General features: G+C 72.0%; 12 protein-coding genes. 7 read left to right on the top strand and 5 right to left on the bottom strand.

The window, feature by feature from the left end:
- Positions 1-34 precede the first annotated feature (34 nt).
- From EVS81_RS02095 to EVS81_RS02085, 3 genes are all read left to right on the top strand, one after another.
- On the top strand, positions 35-754 hold the full coding sequence (locus EVS81_RS02095; protein WP_130108924.1) for a ferritin-like fold-containing protein: 720 nt from the start codon (positions 35-37) through the stop codon (positions 752-754).
- The gene (locus EVS81_RS02090; protein WP_130108923.1) at positions 751-2,034 is read left to right on the top strand and encodes a class I SAM-dependent methyltransferase; all 1,284 of its coding nucleotides are present in this window, start codon (positions 751-753) and stop codon (positions 2,032-2,034) included. Before EVS81_RS02095 ends, EVS81_RS02090 begins: the two co-directional genes overlap by 4 nt.
- Positions 2,035-2,246: 212 nt before the next feature.
- Entirely contained in the window at positions 2,247-3,626 is a 1,380-nt protein-coding gene (locus tag EVS81_RS02085; protein WP_130108922.1) for a bifunctional phosphopantothenoylcysteine decarboxylase/phosphopantothenate synthase, read from the top strand.
- Positions 3,627-3,731: 105 nt separating this feature from the next.
- On the opposite strand, the gene EVS81_RS02080 is transcribed toward EVS81_RS02085, so the two are convergent.
- Complete coding sequence (locus tag EVS81_RS02080; RefSeq protein ID WP_130108921.1) at positions 3,732-3,956, bottom strand: DUF3107 domain-containing protein; 225 nt, start codon at positions 3,954-3,956, stop codon at positions 3,732-3,734.
- A gap of 173 nt (positions 3,957-4,129) precedes the next feature.
- Here EVS81_RS02080 and EVS81_RS02075 point away from each other — a divergent pair, with 173 nt between their 5' ends.
- On the top strand, positions 4,130-7,462 hold the full coding sequence (locus EVS81_RS02075; RefSeq protein ID WP_130108920.1) for a UrvD/REP family ATP-dependent DNA helicase: 3,333 nt from the start codon (positions 4,130-4,132) through the stop codon (positions 7,460-7,462).
- On the top strand, positions 7,459-10,998 hold the full coding sequence (locus tag EVS81_RS02070; RefSeq protein WP_130108919.1) for an ATP-dependent DNA helicase: 3,540 nt from the start codon (positions 7,459-7,461) through the stop codon (positions 10,996-10,998). The genes EVS81_RS02075 and EVS81_RS02070 overlap by 4 nt, the downstream gene beginning before the upstream one ends.
- 2 nt (positions 10,999-11,000) lie before the next feature.
- On the opposite strand, the gene EVS81_RS02065 is transcribed toward EVS81_RS02070, so the two are convergent.
- Together EVS81_RS02065 and EVS81_RS02060 are read right to left on the bottom strand one after the other, a co-directional pair.
- Positions 11,001-11,777: a glycerophosphodiester phosphodiesterase family protein gene (locus EVS81_RS02065; protein WP_130108918.1), complete on the bottom strand. Its 777-nt coding sequence runs from the start codon at positions 11,775-11,777 to the stop codon at positions 11,001-11,003.
- Between the two features lie 45 nt (positions 11,778-11,822).
- Positions 11,823-13,097: a phosphotransferase gene (locus EVS81_RS02060; RefSeq protein ID WP_130108917.1), complete on the bottom strand. Its 1,275-nt coding sequence runs from the start codon at positions 13,095-13,097 to the stop codon at positions 11,823-11,825.
- A 135-nt stretch (positions 13,098-13,232) separates the two neighbouring features.
- On the opposite strand from EVS81_RS02060, the gene nudC reads away from it, so the two are divergent.
- On the top strand, positions 13,233-14,258 hold the full coding sequence (gene nudC, locus EVS81_RS02055) for an NAD(+) diphosphatase (protein ID WP_130108916.1): 1,026 nt from the start codon (positions 13,233-13,235) through the stop codon (positions 14,256-14,258).
- The gene (locus EVS81_RS02050) at positions 14,242-15,936 is read left to right on the top strand and encodes an ATP-dependent helicase (protein WP_130108915.1); all 1,695 of its coding nucleotides are present in this window, start codon (positions 14,242-14,244) and stop codon (positions 15,934-15,936) included. Before nudC ends, EVS81_RS02050 begins: the two co-directional genes overlap by 17 nt.
- Here the strand turns inward: EVS81_RS02050 and EVS81_RS02045 are convergent.
- On the bottom strand, positions 15,833-16,753 hold the full coding sequence (locus EVS81_RS02045; RefSeq protein ID WP_130108914.1) for a hypothetical protein: 921 nt from the start codon (positions 16,751-16,753) through the stop codon (positions 15,833-15,835). The two genes, EVS81_RS02050 and EVS81_RS02045, sit on opposite strands and share 104 nt — an antisense overlap.
- A gap of 192 nt (positions 16,754-16,945) precedes the next feature.
- Positions 16,946-18,349 carry a zinc-dependent metalloprotease gene (locus EVS81_RS02040; protein ID WP_130108913.1) on the bottom strand — a complete coding sequence of 468 codons (1,404 nt, stop codon included), beginning with the start codon at positions 18,347-18,349 and terminating at the stop codon, positions 16,946-16,948.
- Between the last annotated feature and the right edge of the window lie 63 nt (positions 18,350-18,412).

Raw genomic sequence — 18,412 nt, 5'->3', positions numbered from 1 at the left:
CACCCTCCCGCCGGCACGACGGTAAGCTGTCAGGGTGTTCGAGTGGATCCGTGGGTTGCGCAAGAAGAGCGCGCCAGCACGCAGACTGCGGGCGCGCGGCGAGGGGAGCGATGCGGAGCGCGTCGAACTCGCCGAGTTCGCGCCCGGCATGCTGCCGTTCCTGGGGCTGACGGCCTATCTGCAGCTGGAGCTCTATGAAGCGGCGACGCGCGCGGTATCGGGCGCTCCGACGCTCGAGGCGAAGGAGGTGCTGGCGCGGGTCGCGGGGCTGACGCTCGCCAAGCATCAGCGGCTCACCGATGAGATCCGCCGGCGCGGTGAGGAGCCTCACGTGGTGATGCGGCCCTATTCGCGTGTGATCGACGAGTACGTCGAGCGCATCGACACGGCCGATTGGCATCAGCACGTGCTGTCGTTGTACCTCGTCGGCGGGCTCTTCGACGATTTCTTCGCGAGCCTCGCCGGCGGCATGCGCGACGGGTATCGCGCGGAGGCGATCCAGATCCTCAGCAGCGACAGCGGTCGTGATCAGGTCGCAGTGCTCCTCGCAGACGCGCTCGCGGAGGACGACGCGCTCTCGAGCTGGCTGGCGCTCTGGGGCCGCCGCCTCGTGGGGGATACGCTGCTGGTCTCGCGAGCGGTCCTGCTGCTCAGCGAGCATCGCTCCTTCGACGCTGACGAGGTGGAGCCCGTGTTCACCGAGCTCATCGCCGACCACATCCGGCGCATGGACGGCCTCGGCCTGACCGCATGAGCGACGATCGGCTCCGGCCCGCTCCTCGCCGGGAGGATCGAGCCCAGGACGCCGGAGGGATCCCGCGCTGCGACTACTTCGTCGCGGACCGCTGCCGCAGCTGCGCGCTCATCGAGACGCCCTACGAGGAGCAGCTGCGCGAGAAGGAGCTGCGCTGCCGCGAACTTCTGCCCGACGTGCCCGAGAGCGCGTGGCTGCCGAGCGTGCACGGCGGCGTGCGCGACTTCCGCAACAAGGCCAAGCTGGTGGTCGGCGGGCGACCCGGCCGCGTGACGCTCGGCATTCTCGGCCCGGACGGCGCGGGCGTCGACCTGCGCGACTGCCTCATCCAGTCCCCGGGCATCCGCCGGGCGATTCCGCACATCGCCGAGATCCTCGAGCGCACCGGATTGGCTCCCTACGATGTGCCGCGTCGCCGCGGCGAGCTGAAGTTCGTGCACATCACGGAATCGCCGGGGAGCGGCGCGGATAGCGCGGGTAGCGAGGGTGGTGCTGGCGGCGAGAGCGGCGAGCTGATGCTCCGGTTCGTGGTGCGCAGCGATGCTGCCCTCGCTCGTCTGCGGCGCGAGCTGCCCGCGCTCGGTCGAGCGCTCCCGATGCTCGCCGTGGTCTCGGTGAATCTGCTGCCCGAGCACAAGGCCGTGCTCGAGGGCGAGCGCGAGGAGCTGCTGCTCGGCTCGTCGCTCACGATGGACCTCGGCGACGGCGTACCGCTGCACCTGCGTCCGCAGAGCTTCTTCCAAACCAATACCGGAGTGGCGCGCGCCCTGTACGCGCAAGCGGCCGAGTGGGTCTCGCGGGAGGATCCCGCATCGCTCTGGGACCTCTACTGCGGGGTGGGCGGATTCGCGTTGCACATCGCGGCCGGGGCCGGGGATGGGGCCGGGGGCGGGGCCGGCGGTCGGTCGCCGCGCCGCCTCCTCGGTGTGGAGATCAGTGAGGCCGCGGTGCGTTCCGCCCGGCGGAGTGCTCGGGAGGCCGGGATCGATGCGCGCTTCACGGCGGCCGACGCGACGGCATTCGCGCTCGCGTCCGATCCGGCCGAACGGCCCGAGGCGGTCATCGTGAACCCTCCGAGGCGGGGGATCGGAGCAGAGCTGTGCGCGTGGCTCGAGGGCAGCGGCGTGGGCCTGGTGATCTACTCGAGCTGCAATCCGGAGAGCCTCGCGCGCGACCTCGTCGCACTGCCCTCGTATGCGGTGCGCGAGGCGAGGGTCTTCGACATGTTCCCGCACACGCGCCATCTCGAGGTCGCGGTGCTCCTGGCGCGGCGCGGCTGAGTCCCCTCTGCTCTGCATCTGCTCTGCCTCCCCACGCACCGGTGAGACTGAGTGGGATCGTCGAGACTGAACGATCCGGCATTGACCATCGGGTCGGTTGCGAACAAACGGGTCGGGCACGAGCACGAGCCCGAGTCAGCGTCCGAGCCCGCGTCCGAGCGCGCGGGCGGGGCATTCGGGTCCGAGATCCGCCGACGTGGGATGATGAACGCATGAACATCGTGCTGGGTGTGACCGGTGGCATCGCCGCGTACAAGGCCGTCGCTGTGGCGCGGCTGCTCGTCGAGGACGGCCACGACGTGCACGTCGTCCCGACCGACGACGCCCTGCGCTTCGTCGGGGCGCCGACCTGGGAGGCGATCAGCCGCAATCCGGTGACCACCTCGGTGCACGAGGACGTCCCCGAGGTGCGGCACGTGGCGCTCGGGCAGCGGGCGGATCTCGTGATCGTCGCTCCGGCGACCGCCAATTCGCTGGCCCGCATGGCTGCCGGCTTGGCGGATGATCTCCTGGGCACGACCCTTCTCGCGACACGCGCACCGCTGCTCGTCGCTCCGGCGATGCACACGGAGATGTGGCAGCATCCCGCGACCCAGGACAATGTGGCGATCCTGCGTTCCCGCGGCGTCGAACTCGTCGGGCCGGAATCCGGGCGGCTGACAGGAGACGACAGCGGGCCGGGTCGTATGAGCGAACCGGAGCAGATTATCGAGCGCGCCCGGCGCCTCCTGAGCGAGGCTGCAGCGGATCCCGCACCGTCGCATGGTGCTGGCGCCGAGGCGGCGGAGGCAGCGGAGGCGGCTGCGCCACGAGAATTTGCTGAGGCGGCCGCGCCGGCCCCACCTGCACCGCCCGCGGTGTCGTCGGATCCGGTTCGTCGCGGCGATCTCGACGGGGTTCGGCTGCTCGTGACGGCCGGCGGCACCCGGGAGCCGATCGACCCGGTGCGCTACCTCGGCAACCGCTCGAGCGGGCGGCAGGGGGTCGCGGTGGCTGCCGCGGCGGCGGATCGGGGCGCGAAGGTGGTGCTGCTCGCGGCGAATGTCGACGAGTCCGTGCTGGCCGGGGTGCGGGATCGCGGCGCCGTGCGGGTCGTGCCGATCGGCACCGCGGCCGAGCTCGAAGCTGCGGCGCACGCTGCCGCATCTGGAGCCGAGGCCGTGATCATGGCTGCGGCCGTGGCCGACTACCGCGTTGCGGAGGTCGCGGAGCACAAGATCCGCAAGGAGGACACCGCGGGCGAGGCGCCGACGCTCACGCTGGTGGAGAATCCGGACATCCTGGTCGGACTGGTGCGCGGACGGCGGCCCGGACAGGTGATCGTCGGCTTCGCGGCGGAGACCGTCGCCGCGGAAAGCGATGCCGATGATGAGCTGCTCGAGCGCGGCCGGCGCAAGCTGGCGCGGAAGGGCGTAGACCTGCTCGCGGTGAACGCCGTCGGGTGGACGGAGGGCTTCGAGAGCGACGCGAACCGGTTGTACGTGCTCGACGCCGATGGGCGGGTCGCCGGCGAGGCGTCGGGATCGAAGCGCGAGGTGGCGGACCGGCTGCTCGACGCTGTTCGCGACGAATTGCGCGCGCTGAGCCACTGAGCGAAGCGCTCGGACGACGCGACGTCGACCCGGTGCCGGGCGCGATGCACCCGTCAGCCGGCGGAGACGTCGCCGGCTGACGGGATGCGCACCCGGAGGCCTCGGTCAGCTGATGAAGCCGACCTTGCGGCTGCCCTCGCCGCCGAGCTCGATGTAGGCGATCGACTCGGCGTCGACGAGATACTGACGGCCCTTGGCATCGGCAAGAGTGATCAGCGCGGCGTCCTTGGCGACGGCGTCCTCGACGAGGGCGCGCACCTCGTCTGCGGTCGACTCGGTCTCGAACGAGAGCTCACGGGGCGAGTGCTTGATGCCGATGCGAACTTCCACGGGGTGCCTCCTCGAATGCCGCGGCGCGAGCCACGGAGCGGTCTGTCGTGCGACTGCCTTCGAGTCTAGGGCCCCGAGTACCCGCCGCGCCCCGACCCGCCCTCGCGTTCGCCCTCGGCGCAGCCGCGACTCGTGATCGGAGCGATGTCGGCGGTGCTCAGTAGGCTGAGCGCATGACCGGATTCGACCGTTCCCAGGCTCGTGCACTCGAGCTCGATCCCACGCGCCACGCCCGCGTTCTGGGAGCGCCGGGCAGCGGCAAGACCCGCGTGCTCGTCGAGGCGTACACCCGCGCACTGCGCCGCCCGGGGTGGAGCGAGCCCGATGTGCTCGCGCTCGCCCCCAACCGGCTCGTCGCGACCGCGCTGCGCGCGTCGGTCGAGCGCAACGTCGGCCGGGCCATCGGCGGTACGCCCGTGCGCACGGCCGCGTCGCTGGGGTTCGCGGTGCTCACCCGCGCCTCGGCGCTCGCGGGCCGTGACGCGCCGAGGCTGCTCACCGGCACGGCGCAGGACGAGGCGATCGCCGCGGTGGTCGAGGCGGGTCTCGCGAGGCCGGGCGCGACCGCCGCGCGTGTCGCGGGTCTCACCGGCGAGGTGCTCCGCAGCCCGGCGTTCCGCGCTGAGCTTCGGGAGCTGTGGCGCATCGTCGACGACTTCGATCTCGATGCGGCGCCGCTCGCCGAGCGCCTGAGGGGCCTGCGGGAGCAGGCCGGGGGATCGGCGAGCACCCGCCTCCCCGAGCCGGGGGTGCTCGACCGATGGGTCGACGGGCTGGACCTCATCGCCGCGGTCACCGGCGTTCTCGCCGGCGAGCGCCCGGGGGAGCTGAGCTCGAGCGGCCTGCTGCGAGCGGCGGCCGCCGCCGTGGGTGCGGAGGGCGCCGTGCGGGCGGAGGGCGCCGTCGCCGCAGAGGCCGGCAGGATCCGGCTCCCGCGGATGATCCTCGTCGACGACGCGCAGGAGCTCGGTGAGGGGGAGCTCGCTCTTCTCGCGGCGTGCGCGAGCGCGGGCAGCGCCGTATGGGTGTTCGGGGACCCCGACATCGCGACGAGCGCGTTCCACGGCGAGCGTACCGAGGCGCTCTCCCGGCTGGGCTCGGAACTGGCGCGGCGTGCAGGCGATGCGGCGCTCCGCCCCGAGTCCCAGGTCGAGCAGCTCGCCGTGCTCGAGACCGTGCACCGGCACGGTCCGGCGGTGCGCCGGTTCATCGCAGCGCTGACCGCTCGTGTCGGTGCGGCCGGGGCCGGGGCGCAGCGTGCGGCGAGCTCCGTCGACGACGGAGCGGGCGCCGACGCCTCCGCTGCGCCGCGAGGCGCCGACGTGCAGTTCGCGGCCGCGGCATCGCCCGCCGAGCAGCTCGGGATCATCGCGCATCGCCTTCGAGAACGGCGTCTCGGTCTGCGCGGGGCAGCGCCGGTCGCCTGGCGCGACATGGCGGTGATCTGCCGGAGTCGGGCCGAGGCGTCGCGAGTCGCGCGTGCGCTCGCCGCGCATCAGGTGCCGACCGGGGTCGCGGCCGGCGGCATCGTGCTGCGCGAGCATCAGATCGTGCGAGAGCTGATTCTTCTGCTGCAGCAGGTCCTCGGGATCCGTGAGTTCACCGCATCCGATGTGCTCCGGCTCGCGGGCGGCGTGGTCGGGGGGCTCGATCCGGTCGCGATCCGGCGCTTGCGGGGCGCTCTTCTGCTGCAGGAGCGCCGGGAAGCGGAGCCCGACGGCCGCGAGCCGCAGCCGATCGACGAAATCGTGCTCGAGGCCTTCGCCGTCCCGGGCGCGACACCCGTGATCGACAGCGCGGGAGGACGGGTGCTGCGCCGGATCGGTCTCCTCTCGGCCGCGGCTTCGGAGGTGCTGCGGGCGGGCGGCACTCCGCGCGAGGTGCTGTGGGCGCTCTGGGAGCGCACCCGTCTCGCCGAGCGCTGGCAGGACGAAGCGCTCGATGGCCGGGGAGCGCGCGCCGACGAGGCGCACCGGTCGCTCGACGCGGTCATGGGCCTCTTCTTCGCGCTGCAGCGGCACGAGGAGCAGGACAGCGAGCAGCCGATCGCCGAACTGCTCGAAGACCTGCTGGAGAGTGCGGTGCCCGAGGATTCGCTGGCGCAGCGCAGCCAGCGCGCGGCGGTCACCGTCACTACTCCGCAAGGCGCGATCGGACGTGAGTTCGACGTGGTCGCCGTCATCGGGGTGCAGGACGGTGCCTGGCCGAATCTCCGCGCGCGCGGCTCACTTCTGGGCACCGCTGCGCTCGAGCGCTGGCTGCGCGGGGGCGAGGCCGTCCCGCCGTCCCGTCGCGACACGATGCACGACGAGCTCCGGCTGTTCGTGCACAGCTGCGCTCGATCGAGCGACGAGCTGCTCGTCGTCGCGATCACGGATGAGGATCAGCACCCGAGCCCGTTCTTCGGCTTCGGACGCGATCACGTGCGTGCCGATCTGCCCAGCGCCCGACTCACCTTGCGGGGGGTCACCGCCGAGATGCGCCGCAGGCTCGCGAGCGACCCCGAAGACGTCGCCGCGCTGCGCGCACTCGTGGCGCTCGCCGGCGAGCAGGCGGCCGGGGCCCACCCGGACCAGTGGTACGGGGTGCTGCCGCCGAGCACGACGGCGCCGCTCTACGACCTCGCCGGTGACCCGGAGCTGCGGGTGCCGGTGAGCCCGTCGCACCTGGAACGCGCGGAGAACTGCCCGCTCGACTGGGCGGTCGCCACGCTGAGCGGCGGAGGCAGCGGCGGGGTGCAGGCGAGCCTGGGCACTCTCGTGCACCACGCGCTCGAAACGGCGCAGGGGCACGACCCGCAGGAGCTGCTCGACGCCGTGCTGCGCGAGTGGCGCAAGCTGCCCTTCGAAGCCGCGTGGGAATCGGAGCGCACCGCGCGTCTCGCCCAGGCGCAGACGCGCGGTCTCGCGGCATATCTGCGTGACTTCGAAGCTTCGAACCGTCAGCTCCTCGGCCGTGAGACCCGATTCGCGGTCCCGATCGAACGCGCGGTGCTGCGCGGTGCAGCCGACCGGATCGAAGCGGTTCCGCGCGCCGACGGCGGAGTGGAGATCAGCGTGATCGATCTCAAGACGGGACGCAACCTGCCGTCGAAGGCCGACGCCGAGACCCACGCGCAGTTGCAGGCGTACCAGCTGGGCGTGAACCGCAACGCCTTCGAGCTCGGAACCGCGTCGGTGCAGCCGCGTCCCGATGGGTCGGGGGCGCAGTCGCCGGCCACGGCCACGGCCCCGGCTGCGGCTGCGGCTGCGGCTCCGGCTCCGGTGAGCGGCGGTGCCAGGCTGCTCTACGTGCACCCTGACGCCGCCAAGCAGTCGGAGTACGTCGAGCGAGTGCAGCAGCCGATTTCGGCAGAGGCGACGGAGGAGCTGATGCAACGAGTCGCCGAGATCGCTCGTGTCATGGCCGCCGGCGAGTTCACGGCGCGCATCGAGCACCACTGCTCCGATCCGCATCGACCGGGCGAGTGCAGACTGCACATCATTCCGGCGGTGAGTCACGCATGAGCGGCATCGAGTCGACCGGCCCGGGGCCGCGCGGCGGGACGGAGGCCGTGTTCTCGGCCGAGCGCATCGCCCTGCTTCTCGCGAGCCCGACCAAGCCGCCGGTCGTGCCGACGCCCGAGCAGCGCGCGGTCATCGAGCACCGCCTGGCCGGCAGCACGCTCGTGATCGCCGGTGCGGGAAGCGGCAAGACCGAGACCATGGCGAACCGGGTCGTCTGGCTCGTGGCGAACGGCCTCGCGGCGCCCGATGAGATCTTGGGCCTCACGTTCACTCGGAAGGCGGCGGGCGAGCTGCGCGAACGCATCACCGGCAGACTCGCCGGCTTCGCGGCCCGACTGCGCGACGCGGACGAGCGCGGAGAGCTCTCGCACACGGAATCGGCGCGGGCCGCGCAGGTGATCGAGCTGCTCGCGGACGGCCTCGACATTCCCGAGGTGAACACCTACAACTCCTTCGCCGCGGGAGTGCTGCAGGAGTTCGGCGTCGCGGCAGGTGCGGCACCCGGGTCGGTCGTGATCGACGAGGCGACGGCCTGGCGCATCGCGCGCGAGGTCGTTCTCGAGAGCGACGATGCCGCGCTCGCGAGCAGCGATCTCGGGATCGCCCAGCTGGTGCGGCACGTGCTGAACGTCGACCACGCCGTCGCCGACCACCTCTCCTCCCTCGATCGAGTCGACCAGATCGTCGGGGAGTTCGTCGGGGTGCAGCGACTGCCCTACAACGAGAAGACCCCCCTCGACAGTGGCAAGCTCTACGCCCCGGTGCGTGATGCGGTCGCGAGTCTCGCCGAGACCCCGCTCATCACCAGGCTCGCGCGCGCCTACGCCGAGGAGAAGCGCCGACGGGGTCTCGTGGAGTTCTCCGATCAGCTCGCCCTGGCCACGCGCTCGCTCGAGCGATCGGCCGATGGGGTGCGCCTGCTCCGGCGGCGCCATCGAGCCGTTCTGCTCGACGAGGTGCAGGACACGTCGGTGGGCCAGACCCGATTCCTCGCCATGATCTTCGCGGGCGCTCCGGTCATGGCCGTCGGGGATCCGCACCAGTCGATCTACGGGTGGCGGGGCGCCTCGGCCGAAGGGCTCCAATCCTTCCACGCGGACTTCGGCGGACGGGCCCCGGAAGACTCGCCCCGCGCCTCCGCGACGCTGACCCTGTCGACGAGCTGGCGCAATCCGGCACGGGTGCTCGACGCCGCCAACGCCATCTCGGGTCCACTCGCGGCCGACGCCGCGGTCGACGTGCCGCAGCTCGTGCCGCGCCCCGGTGCGGGCGCGGGATCGGTCGAGTGGACGTTCCCGGAGACCGTGCACGAGGAACGACTGGCGGTGGCCGAGTGGATGCGCGCCGCGCGGGAGGCGCACCTCGCCGAGCACGGCGAGCAGCCGAGCGCCGCCGTGATCTTCCGCAAGCGCAGCCCGATGGCTGCCTTCTCGGCAGCGCTCACCGAGGCGGGGGTTCCCAACCGGATCGTCGGGCTCGGAGGCCTGCTCTCGACTCCCGAGATCACCGACGTCGTGAGCGTGCTGCGCTGCCTCTGGTACGCCGACGCCGGCGGGCCGCTCCTCCGGCTCCTGAGCGGGCCGCGTTTCCGTCTCGGGGTCGCCGACCTCGGGGGGCTGCGCGAAGCGGCCCGGTGGTTCGCCGAGCGCGACATCGCTCAGCAGCCGATCGGAGACGCGCAACGATCGGCCGACAGCGTGCTGCCCGATCCCGATCGTCAGTACACCCTCATCGATGCGCTCGACCAGATCGCCTCCATGCGCGATCTCGACCACCGCGCGCTGCGCGGTATCAGCGAGACGGGGCGCATCCGGCTGCGCGAGGCGGGTCGTATGCTGGCCGCCCTGCGGCAGGGGGTGGGCGGCAGCGTCGGAGAGCTGATCGGAGCCACCGTGCAGGCGCTGCGCCTCGACATCGAACTGGACGCCAACGAGGCGCGCGAAACGGCCGGAACGTCGGCGGCGCACGCGAATCTCGATGTGTTCGCCGACCTCGTGGACGGGTACCTCGCGGTGGACAGCCGCGGCACGCTGGCGTCGCTGCTCGAGTGGATCGAGCGCGCGACGGAGGCCGACGAGGCGGCCGAGCACGTCGCGGCGCCGCAGCCCGGCACGGTGCAGCTCATCACCGCGCACGGTGCGAAGGGACTCGAGTGGGACCTGGTCGCCGTGCCCCGCCTCGTGGGCGGCGAGTTCCCGGGCACGCCGCGTATCGGGGCGGGCTGGCTTCGCGCCGGGGAGCTCCCCGATGAACTGCGGGGCGACGCCCGCGCGCGCCCGCAGTTGAAGTGGCGCCTCGCCTCCACCCAGAAGGAACTCTGCGATCGGCTCGCCGAGTACAAGGAGGAGCTCAGGGAACGGCACCGGGAGGAGGAGCGGCGATTGGCCTATGTGGCCGTGACCCGCGCAGCCGAACGGCTCCTGCTGAGCGGATCGTTCTGGGGCGGCCAGACGCGGCCGCGGCCGCCCTCTCCCTACCTGCTCGAGCTGCAGGAGGCGGGGATCATCACGGGGGTGCCGGAAGCCAGCGCGCACGAGGCCGACCCCAGCGAACGCGCCGAGCTCACGATGCAGTGGCCGCCGGACCCGCTCGGTGCTCGCGGCCCAGCGGTTCTGCGCGCGGCCGCGACCCTGCGCGCCGCACTCGCGACGCGCGCTCCAGACGACGACTGGGCTGAGGATCCCGAGCTTGATGAGACGGTCCGCCTGCTGCTCGCCGAACGTCGGGCTGCGCAGCAGTCTCGCGACCGCGGCCTCCCGGCGGGGGCTGCGCCGGCCGTGGATGTCGCGGCGGCGCTCCCCGAGCGCGTCACCGCCTCGACCTTTCACGAGTTCGTCGAGGACCCCGAACGGGCCGAGCGGCGGCGGCTGCGCCCGGTGCCCCAGCGCCCCTACCGTCGCACGCGTCTCGGCAACCGCTTCCACGAGTGGGTTGAGCGGCGCGCGACCACGGCGCGCGGTACGGCGTTGCCGCTGAGCGGTCTCGAACTCGACGTCCCGGATCCCGAGCTGGCAGAGTTCGACGGGGCCGAAGGAACTGCCGGTGGTACTCCCGGTTCCCCGGGGTCGGCGAACACGGCTGCGGAGAACCTCGGTCCCGATGACGAGGCGGCGTTGCGGCCGCTGATCGAGCAATTCGAGCGTTCGCGGTGGGCTGAGCTTCAGCCGATCGCGGTCGAGCAGGAGGTCACGCTGCCGTTCGCCGGTCGCACCCTCGTGTGCAAGCTCGACGCCGTCTATCGAGTGCCCGCGCAGCCGGACACGCCCGGAGCGTCCCACGAACGGTACGAAGTGGTCGACTGGAAGGCGGGCCGATCACCCCGGAACGAGCAGGAGCGACAGAGCCGCTTCTTCCAGCTCGACCTGTACCGGCACGCCTATGCGCAGTGGGCGGGCGTCGACCCCGCACGCATCGACGTGTCGCTCTACTACGTCTCCGAGGGTGTGGAACTGCGCGGCGGCGAGCTGCGAGAGCTCGACGCTCTCGAGCGCATCTGGCGCGACGCGGCGGCGCGACTGGGCGGCGCTGCGCTCTGAGATCAAGGGAGCGCGTCGAGCGCGAGATCCGTGCAGTCGGTGATGACTCCCGAGACCCCCATCCGCACGAGCTCCCGCATGCGTTGCGGGTCGTTGACCGTCCAGACGTGCACCTCGATGCCGAGCCGTCGGGTCTCGTCGAGCAGGCGCGGGCTCAGTATCGGCAGCGGTCCCTGGCGCTCGGGGATCTGCAGAGCGTCCACGCCGGCGCACGCGCGCGCGATACCGGCGCGCGAGCGCAGCGCGATCGCGGCGAGTGCGGCCGCCAGCCTGCGGCGCCCCGGCGACGTCGCGGGCCGTCGTGAGCCGGCGACCGCGGCGGAGGCGCGCAGCGTGCGCAGCCGCGTGGCCTCCGAGAAGCTCGTGACGAGCACCCGTTCCGCGTGGGGTGCGACGCAGCGCCCGACCGCCTCGGCGGCATCGGGCACCTTGACATCAACGTTGAAGCGGGCGTTCGGGAACTCCTCGAGCGCCTCCTCGAGGGTGAGGAGGCCGCCCCGATCGGCCAACATCGCGGCAAGGTCTCGGTGCGTCGCCGACGCGACCGGTTGCGGATCGCCGGTGACCCGGGCGAGATCGCCGTCGTGGCAGAGCACGACCCGCCCGTCGCGCGTGAGGCGGCAATCAGTCTCGAGGTAGTCCGCTCCGGCGAGCACCGCCGAGGCGAATGCGACCCGAGTGTTCTCGACGACCCCGCTCGCGACAAGCGCCTCCGAGACGAATCCGCGATGCGCGAGCACCTTGGGGTTCGAAACGGCAGTCAGATAGGGGTGCGTCACGTGATCACCGTCTTCCGCGTGCCGGTCCGCACCGGTCATCCTGGTCTACCGCCGTGCCGGAGGCGTGTCCGGCTCGTCGGACTCGTGCGGCGCGGGCAGATCGGCCGGGTCGATGGGCTCGGTGGGCTGTTCCGAGGCGTCCGTTCGGGGCACAGCCCCGGTCGTCGGATCCTGCTCGCGGTCGGCGTCGGTCGCGTCGTCCTCCTCCAGCGGATGCGCCGGGTCCGGTTCCGGATCCGACGGCGTACGCAGGGGCTCCACGAAGTCGGTGTCGACCCCGAACATCCGGTCTTCGTCGAGTGCTTCGTAGGCCGCGGTGTCCGACAGCTGATCCACCACGTCAGGGGTCTCCGCGAGCAGCGCCGAGACCCCTGATTCGTCGAGAGGCGCGCTCGGCGACGACGCGGCGATCTCGCGCCCCAGCGGTCCCGTGAATCCGACCATGCGGTCGAGCATCGACACCGCGTCGTCCACGACCGACTGGTCGTGCGTCTCCACGCCGTGCAGCAGCCAGCGGGCCACCTCCAGTTCGTGGGAGAGCGCCGCGCGGGTGCGCAGGTGCTGCAGGGAGCCGGTATTGCGGAGCTTGGCGTACCGCGCGAGCACGGCGTCGAGGACGTCGGATCCCGCCGCCAACAGCCAGGCGAGGTCGGAAGCCGGATCGCCGAGGGAGAGCTCGGACCAGCCGAGCACCGCAGTGATGCGATCCTCGTCGACGCGGAGTTGATGCGCGTCGAGAGACCCGTGCACCATGACCGGCGAGAAGTCCCACAGTTCGGCGTGCTCGACCGTCTGCTCCCAGCGTTGCAGGACCGTCTCCGGCAGAAGCCGTGTCGCGCTCGCCCGGTCGATGAGGCGCGTGGCGCGCAGCCGAAGATCCTGTGCGCTGCGCACGGGAAGTCCGCCCTGCTGCGCCACGCTCAACGGGAGTTCGTGGATCGCCGCGATCGCCTCGGCGATGGGGCGCAGCAGGATCGCGTCATCGGCGAGATCCTCGGCGGCGAAGCTCGCGCCCTCGACGGTGGTGACGACGACCGCGCGAGTCTCGCCAGCTCGAGTCACGCCGAGCGTGCGCGGAACGTCGAAGGGCAGGCGGCTGCGCGGCCCGTCGCCGAGCGCCGCGAGACCGAGCAGCTCAGCTGACTGCTGCACCTCGGCGGCCTGGGTTCTCGGCACCCGGACCAGCAGCTCCCCATCGGTGCACGTCACGATCGCGGAGGCGTAGCTCTCGTCATCCAGATTCTCGCGGACCCCGAAGACCACGAGGCCCGGCACCGCCGACGTCGCGAGCGCGGCTAGAGTGAAAGGAATGCTGGCCATGTACTCAGGGTATGCACCCGCGGTCCGTCCGCCGTCGCGCCACGCGCACCGCTGCCCACACCGGTGCGCGGCCGTTCCCGCCCGCGCGGCGCGATCGATGACGCACGTCGCCGACCGTCCACGAAAGGAGAAGACATGATCGCCGACAGGCCTCCGTTCGCGCGGGGGGCCCTCGACCGAGATGCCGCGACCCGGATGAACCCGAATCGGCTGCGGGCCGCATGGCAGGAACCGGGAGCTCGGCTGCTGCGCCTGCGCGGCGTCGAAATCCCGGTGCGGCGCGAGAGCGGCGCCGTGCGTCTTGCGCTGCTGCCGATCCCGGACGACGAAGAGCCGGCCCGCCGGGGAGGAGACTGGGGGCCCGTCTTCCTGGGGCGCGTGGGCGGCGATCCGGTGTTCGCGAGGCCGGAAGACGCTGCGACGGCGCCTCCGGACGCCGACGCAGAGACGGATGCCCGCTGTTCGTCAAACGACGCGCGACCGGGCGACTGCCGCGACGCCCGCGATAGCCGCGCCGCCCGCGATAGCCGCGACGCCCGCGACGAGGAGTGGCTCCATCCGTTCGAGGCCGGTCCCGCGCTGAGCGAGTGCGAGCGTGAGCTCGTCGGGGTCGCGTCCGCGCTGCTGCGCTGGCACGAGGACGCAGCGTTCTCGCCGCGGGATGGCTCTGCGACGACTCTCGAGTACGGCGGGTGGGCCCGGCGCGACGCGCACGGGGCCGAGCTCTTCCCGCGCACCGACCCCGCGGTGATCGTGCTGATCGAGCACGAGGACCGCGCGCTGCTCGGATCGAATGCGCTCTGGGAGAGCGGGCGATTCTCGCTGCTCGCCGGGTTCGTCGAGGCGGGGGAGTCGCTCGAGCAGGCGGTTGCCCGCGAGGTGCACGAAGAATCGGGAGTCCGGCTGGGCGAGATCGAGTACGTTACCTCGCAGCCGTGGCCGTTTCCACGATCGCTCATGCTCGGCTTCCGTGCGCGTCTCGCGCCAGGCGTCGATCCTGACGACCTGCGGCCGGATCCCGAGGAGATCTCGGAGTTGCGCTGGTTCTCGCGCGCAGAGCTGCGGGAGCCCGCGCCGGGAATCACGCTCCCCATGCCGCTCTCGATCGCCCGCTGGTTGATCGACCGCTGGGTTGCGGAGGGTGATGCAGGTGACGCCTAGCGACGCGGACGTGCTCGACGGGCTCGACCCCGAGCAGCGTGAGATCGCCGAGAGCCTGCGCGGGCCGGTCGCAGTGCTCGCGGGCGCGGGGACCGGCAAGACGCGGGCCATCACGCATCGCATCGCCCACGGGGTGCGCAGCGGCGTCTACGCGCCGGAGCGCGTACTCGCGGTCACGTTCACGCGCAAGGCGGCCGGGGAACTGCAGGGGCGTCTGCGCGCGCTCGGAGCGGAAGGCGTGCGCGCGCAGACGTTCCACGGCGCCGCGCTCGCCCAGCTGAACCATTTCTGGCCGCAATTCGTCGGTGGCTCCGCCCCGAAGATGCTGCCGGGCAAGGTGGCGACCGTGGCCCAGGTGATCGAGAGCCTCGGCCTCCGCCTCGGCGGGGAAGCGTTGCGCGACGTCGCCTCTGAGATCGAGTGGCGCAAGACCACCATGCTCGGCATCGACGGGTACGCGTCGCGGATCGCTGAGCGGCCCGTGCCCCAGGGGCTGACGCAGGAGCAGCTCATCGAGGTGCATCGCGGCTACGCCGCGCTTCTCGAAGAGCGACGGCAGATCGATTTCGAGGATGTGCTCGTGCTGATGACCGGGATGCTCGAGAGCGAGCCCCGGGCGGCGCTGCAGGTGCGTGAGCGGTACCGGTTTTTCACGGTGGACGAATTCCAAGACGTGTCCCCGCTGCAGCACGCGCTGCTCCGGGTGTGGCTCGGGGACCGGGACGACGTGTGCGTGGTGGGCGACGCGAGCCAGACGATCTACTCGTTCGCCGGGGCTTCGAGCTCGTACCTCCTGCGGTTCGGTGCGGAGTATCCGCACGCGCGGCAGATCCGCCTCGAGCGCAACTACCGCTCCCGCGAATCGGTCGTGCGGCTCGCGAACCGGCTCATGCGCGACCGTCCGGGCGCGCTCACGCTTCGGGCGACGCGCACGGAGCACGCTCCCGATGAGCACGCGCCGACGTTCGAGTGGTTCGCGAGCGAGCACGACGAGGCCGAAGCGGTCGCGGACTCGATCGCAGCGGCGATCCGAGGCGGCACTCCGGCCTCGGACATCGCGATCCTCTATCGCACCAATGCCCAGTCCGCTCGATTCGAGTCTGCTCTGCAGGAGCGCGGCATCAGCGTGCGCGTGCACGGTGCCCAGCGGTTCTTCGAGCGCGCCGATGTGCGCCAAGCCGTCATGCTGATCCGGGGAGAGGCGAAGGTCGCGGATTCGCGGCCGCTCTTCCAGATCGTCAGCGATGCGCTGCGCGCCAGCGGCTGGACCGCGAAGGCGCCCGAGGGTGCTGCAGCGCGAGAACGCTGGGAGGCGCTCGGTGCGCTGCTCTCGCTGGTCGACGAGATGCCGGCCGGAACCACGATCCGCGCATTCGCCGACGAACTGGTGGCGCGTCAGCGAACGCAGCACGAGCCGACGCTCGAGGCGGTGACGCTGAGTGCGATCCACGCGGCGAAAGGCCTCGAATGGTCGCTGGTGCACGTCGTCGGACTGAGCGAGGGCATGCTGCCCATCGCGCACGCGAGAGACGAGACGAGCGTCGATGAGGAGCGTCGGCTGTGCTACGTCGCCTTCACCCGCGCCCGGGACGTGCTGCGGCTCTCCGGGGTCGCGGGAGGAGCGCGTTCGGCCCGCGAGCCGTCTCGCTTCGTGGCGGAGGCCGGGCTGCTCGCGTGAGGGTGCACGCGCACTCGTCGTGAGGCGCGACCGTCACCATGCTCGGCAGTCCGTGCACGGTCCCGGTGCGCACCGGAATGCGGAACCGCCGCGTGTGCACCGCGGGATCACCGTCGAGCCAACCCCTGATCAGCACTGCAGCGTAGGCGGTCGCCATGTGCACGCTCGCACCGGATTCGCTCGCGGGGATTTTGCCCCAGAGCTGTGCGGCGAGCACCGGATACGCGGGATCGCGTCGCACGAACGCCAGCGAGATGCAGGTGTGGCAGGGCCGCCCGCCAGGACCGACCAGGGGCCCGACCTCCACCGCTCCATCGGTGAACCGTATCAGCAGCTGCGGTACCTCCTCGATGAGCCAGCGCTGAGCGCGCTCGAGCGGTTCGAGATAGCGCTCGACGTGTATCGCGAGATCGTAGCGCGGTGACGGCCGGTGTGCGTCGCCGATCGCTGCGTCGAACATGCACAGCCCTGTGGCGATGAGCGCGTCGCGCAGCCCGGGCGCCTCGCGGCCGGCGTCGTCGAGCACCGCGCGAAGGCCGCGCGCGCGTGCCGCGGGTTCCGGTGCCGCCGCATCGAGGGCGGGCGCGAGGCGCTCCAGGAGGCGCCGTGCGTCCCGCGGCGCCACACCGGCCCGTTGCGCCTCCTCGATCAGCCGTGCGGACGGCACTCCCGTGAGCAGACGCCCGATGAAGCGTTGCGCGCCGGGCGAAGGGCTGTGCACGCGCGCCCGCGCCCGCTCGAATCCGATGCGCAGCGTCTCCGGATCCTCCCAGCAGAGGGAGAGATCCGGGTGAATCCTGGTTCGGGCTTCATTCATGCCCCGAGTCTGCACGACGCGAATAGGGTGAGCTCAGTTGTCCACAGGGCGGAGGGCGATCTCGTTGCCACGGGCGCGCCGAGGGACGTGTGAGCGGAGCATTGCCGCCTCGGAGCGCCTGTATCGGCGGAGCAGGGCGCATCGCGGGCTCGCGGTCAAGCGACGCCGAGCAGAACCGGGACGAACCGAACCTCAGCTCCCGGTGCGGCCGGTCCCGTCTTCGCCGCCCTGATGCGGCGGCAGTTCGCCGTCGAGCAGCTGCGCCAGCGCCGTGTCGAAGTCGTCCGCCGCCGCGTCCGGTGCCGCTCCGGCAAGCCCGAGGCGCTCCAGCAGCCGTGCAGGGTGGTCGAGCTCCTCCGAACTCGGCAGCAGGTCGGGGTGCGCCCAGAGTCCGTCGCGCGTGGCCACATCGCTGCGCTCGGCCACGAGCCGCCAGAGCGCGGCGGCCTCGCGCAGGCGACGCGGGCGCAGCTCCAGCCCGACGAGGGCCGAGAATGCGTGTTCCGCAGGACCCCCGGTGGCGCGCCGCCGTCGCACCATCTCGGCGATCGCCTCAGCGCCGGGAAGACGCTTCGCGGCGTCGGCGGTGACGACGTCCACCCAGCCCTCGACGAGGGCCAGCATGGTCTCGAGACGCGCGTGCGCGGTCTCCTGGGCCTCGGTCCGCGGGGGGATGAGCGCGCCCCCGGCGATGAGCTCCTGAATCTGCTCGGGGTGCTCGGGGTCGATCTCCCGGGCCAGCTCTTCGATGCGATCGGTGTCGATCCGGATCCCGCGCGCATACTCGGTGATCGCGGAGAGCAGGTGCAGCCGCAGCCACTTGCTGTGGCGGAAGAGCCGTGCGTGCGCCAGTTCCCGTACCGCGAGGTAGAGCGTCACCGCTTCGGCGTCCTGATCGAGCCCGTCGGCGAAGGCGGCGACGCCGGCGGGCAGCAGTGCGCCGCCCTCACGCCCAGTACCCGAGAGCAGCGGAATGCCGATGTCGCCGGCGGAGACCACCTCACCCGACAGGCGTCCGACGATCGTGCCCAGCTGCACCGCGAACAGCGCGCCGCCGACACTGCGGAGCATGGGCGATGCACCGTGCAGAGCGCCGCTGAGCTCCTCGGGCATCTGGCTCTCCAGCGCCTCCATGAGCGCCCGGGTGATCGACTCGGCCACCGGTTCGGCGAGGCCGACCCAGGTATCGATCGACTGCTGCACCCACTCGATGCGCGTGAGCGTGCGGGGCGCATCCGGCGTGGTGCCCAGCTCGGTGGCCTCGTCGAGCCAGAGTGCCGCGACGGGGAACGCCCGTTCCGCCGGCGCGGGATCGGCGGGCGTCGCGCCGTCGCTCGCGACCTCGATCGCGGTGCGTCGTGCGGCGGACCAGTCGATCCCGTCACCGGGGTGCTGCATCGCACCCTGCAGCGTGCTGAACAGGCCCTGCAATGCCTGGGGATCCATCGGCAGTCCCGCGGCCTTCGCGAACTGGGCGGGATCCATCCCGGTTCCGGCCGCACCGCCCGAGAGCATCTCCCGCAGCAAGCGCTGGAGCTCCTCGAAACCGTCGCCCCGGCCCTGGTCGTCCGCGCCGTTCTGATCGTTCGCGCTCATTCCCGTTCCTCCGGTCGTCCGTTGCCCACAACGCTACGGCACCGCGATCAGATCCGCCTGCTA

Source organism: Leucobacter triazinivorans (assembly GCF_004208635.1).
GTDB lineage: Bacteria > Actinomycetota > Actinomycetes > Actinomycetales > Microbacteriaceae > Leucobacter > Leucobacter triazinivorans.
This window is presented reverse-complemented; position numbering and strand designations above follow the sequence as displayed.

Coding starts and splice junctions, on each gene's coding strand:
- EVS81_RS02040 (WP_130108913.1), bottom strand. CDS start 18,349: ATGAGCGCGAACGATCAGAACGGCGCGGACGACCAGGGCCGGGGCGAC.
- EVS81_RS02075 (WP_130108920.1), top strand. CDS start 4,130: ATGACCGGATTCGACCGTTCCCAGGCTCGTGCACTCGAGCTCGATCCC.
- EVS81_RS02050 (WP_130108915.1), top strand. CDS start 14,242: ATGCAGGTGACGCCTAGCGACGCGGACGTGCTCGACGGGCTCGACCCC.
- EVS81_RS02060 (WP_130108917.1), bottom strand. CDS start 13,097: ATGGCCAGCATTCCTTTCACTCTAGCCGCGCTCGCGACGTCGGCGGTG.
- nudC (WP_130108916.1), top strand. CDS start 13,233: ATGATCGCCGACAGGCCTCCGTTCGCGCGGGGGGCCCTCGACCGAGAT.
- EVS81_RS02070 (WP_130108919.1), top strand. CDS start 7,459: ATGAGCGGCATCGAGTCGACCGGCCCGGGGCCGCGCGGCGGGACGGAG.
- EVS81_RS02085 (WP_130108922.1), top strand. CDS start 2,247: ATGAACATCGTGCTGGGTGTGACCGGTGGCATCGCCGCGTACAAGGCC.
- EVS81_RS02090 (WP_130108923.1), top strand. CDS start 751: ATGAGCGACGATCGGCTCCGGCCCGCTCCTCGCCGGGAGGATCGAGCC.
- EVS81_RS02045 (WP_130108914.1), bottom strand. CDS start 16,753: ATGAATGAAGCCCGAACCAGGATTCACCCGGATCTCTCCCTCTGCTGG.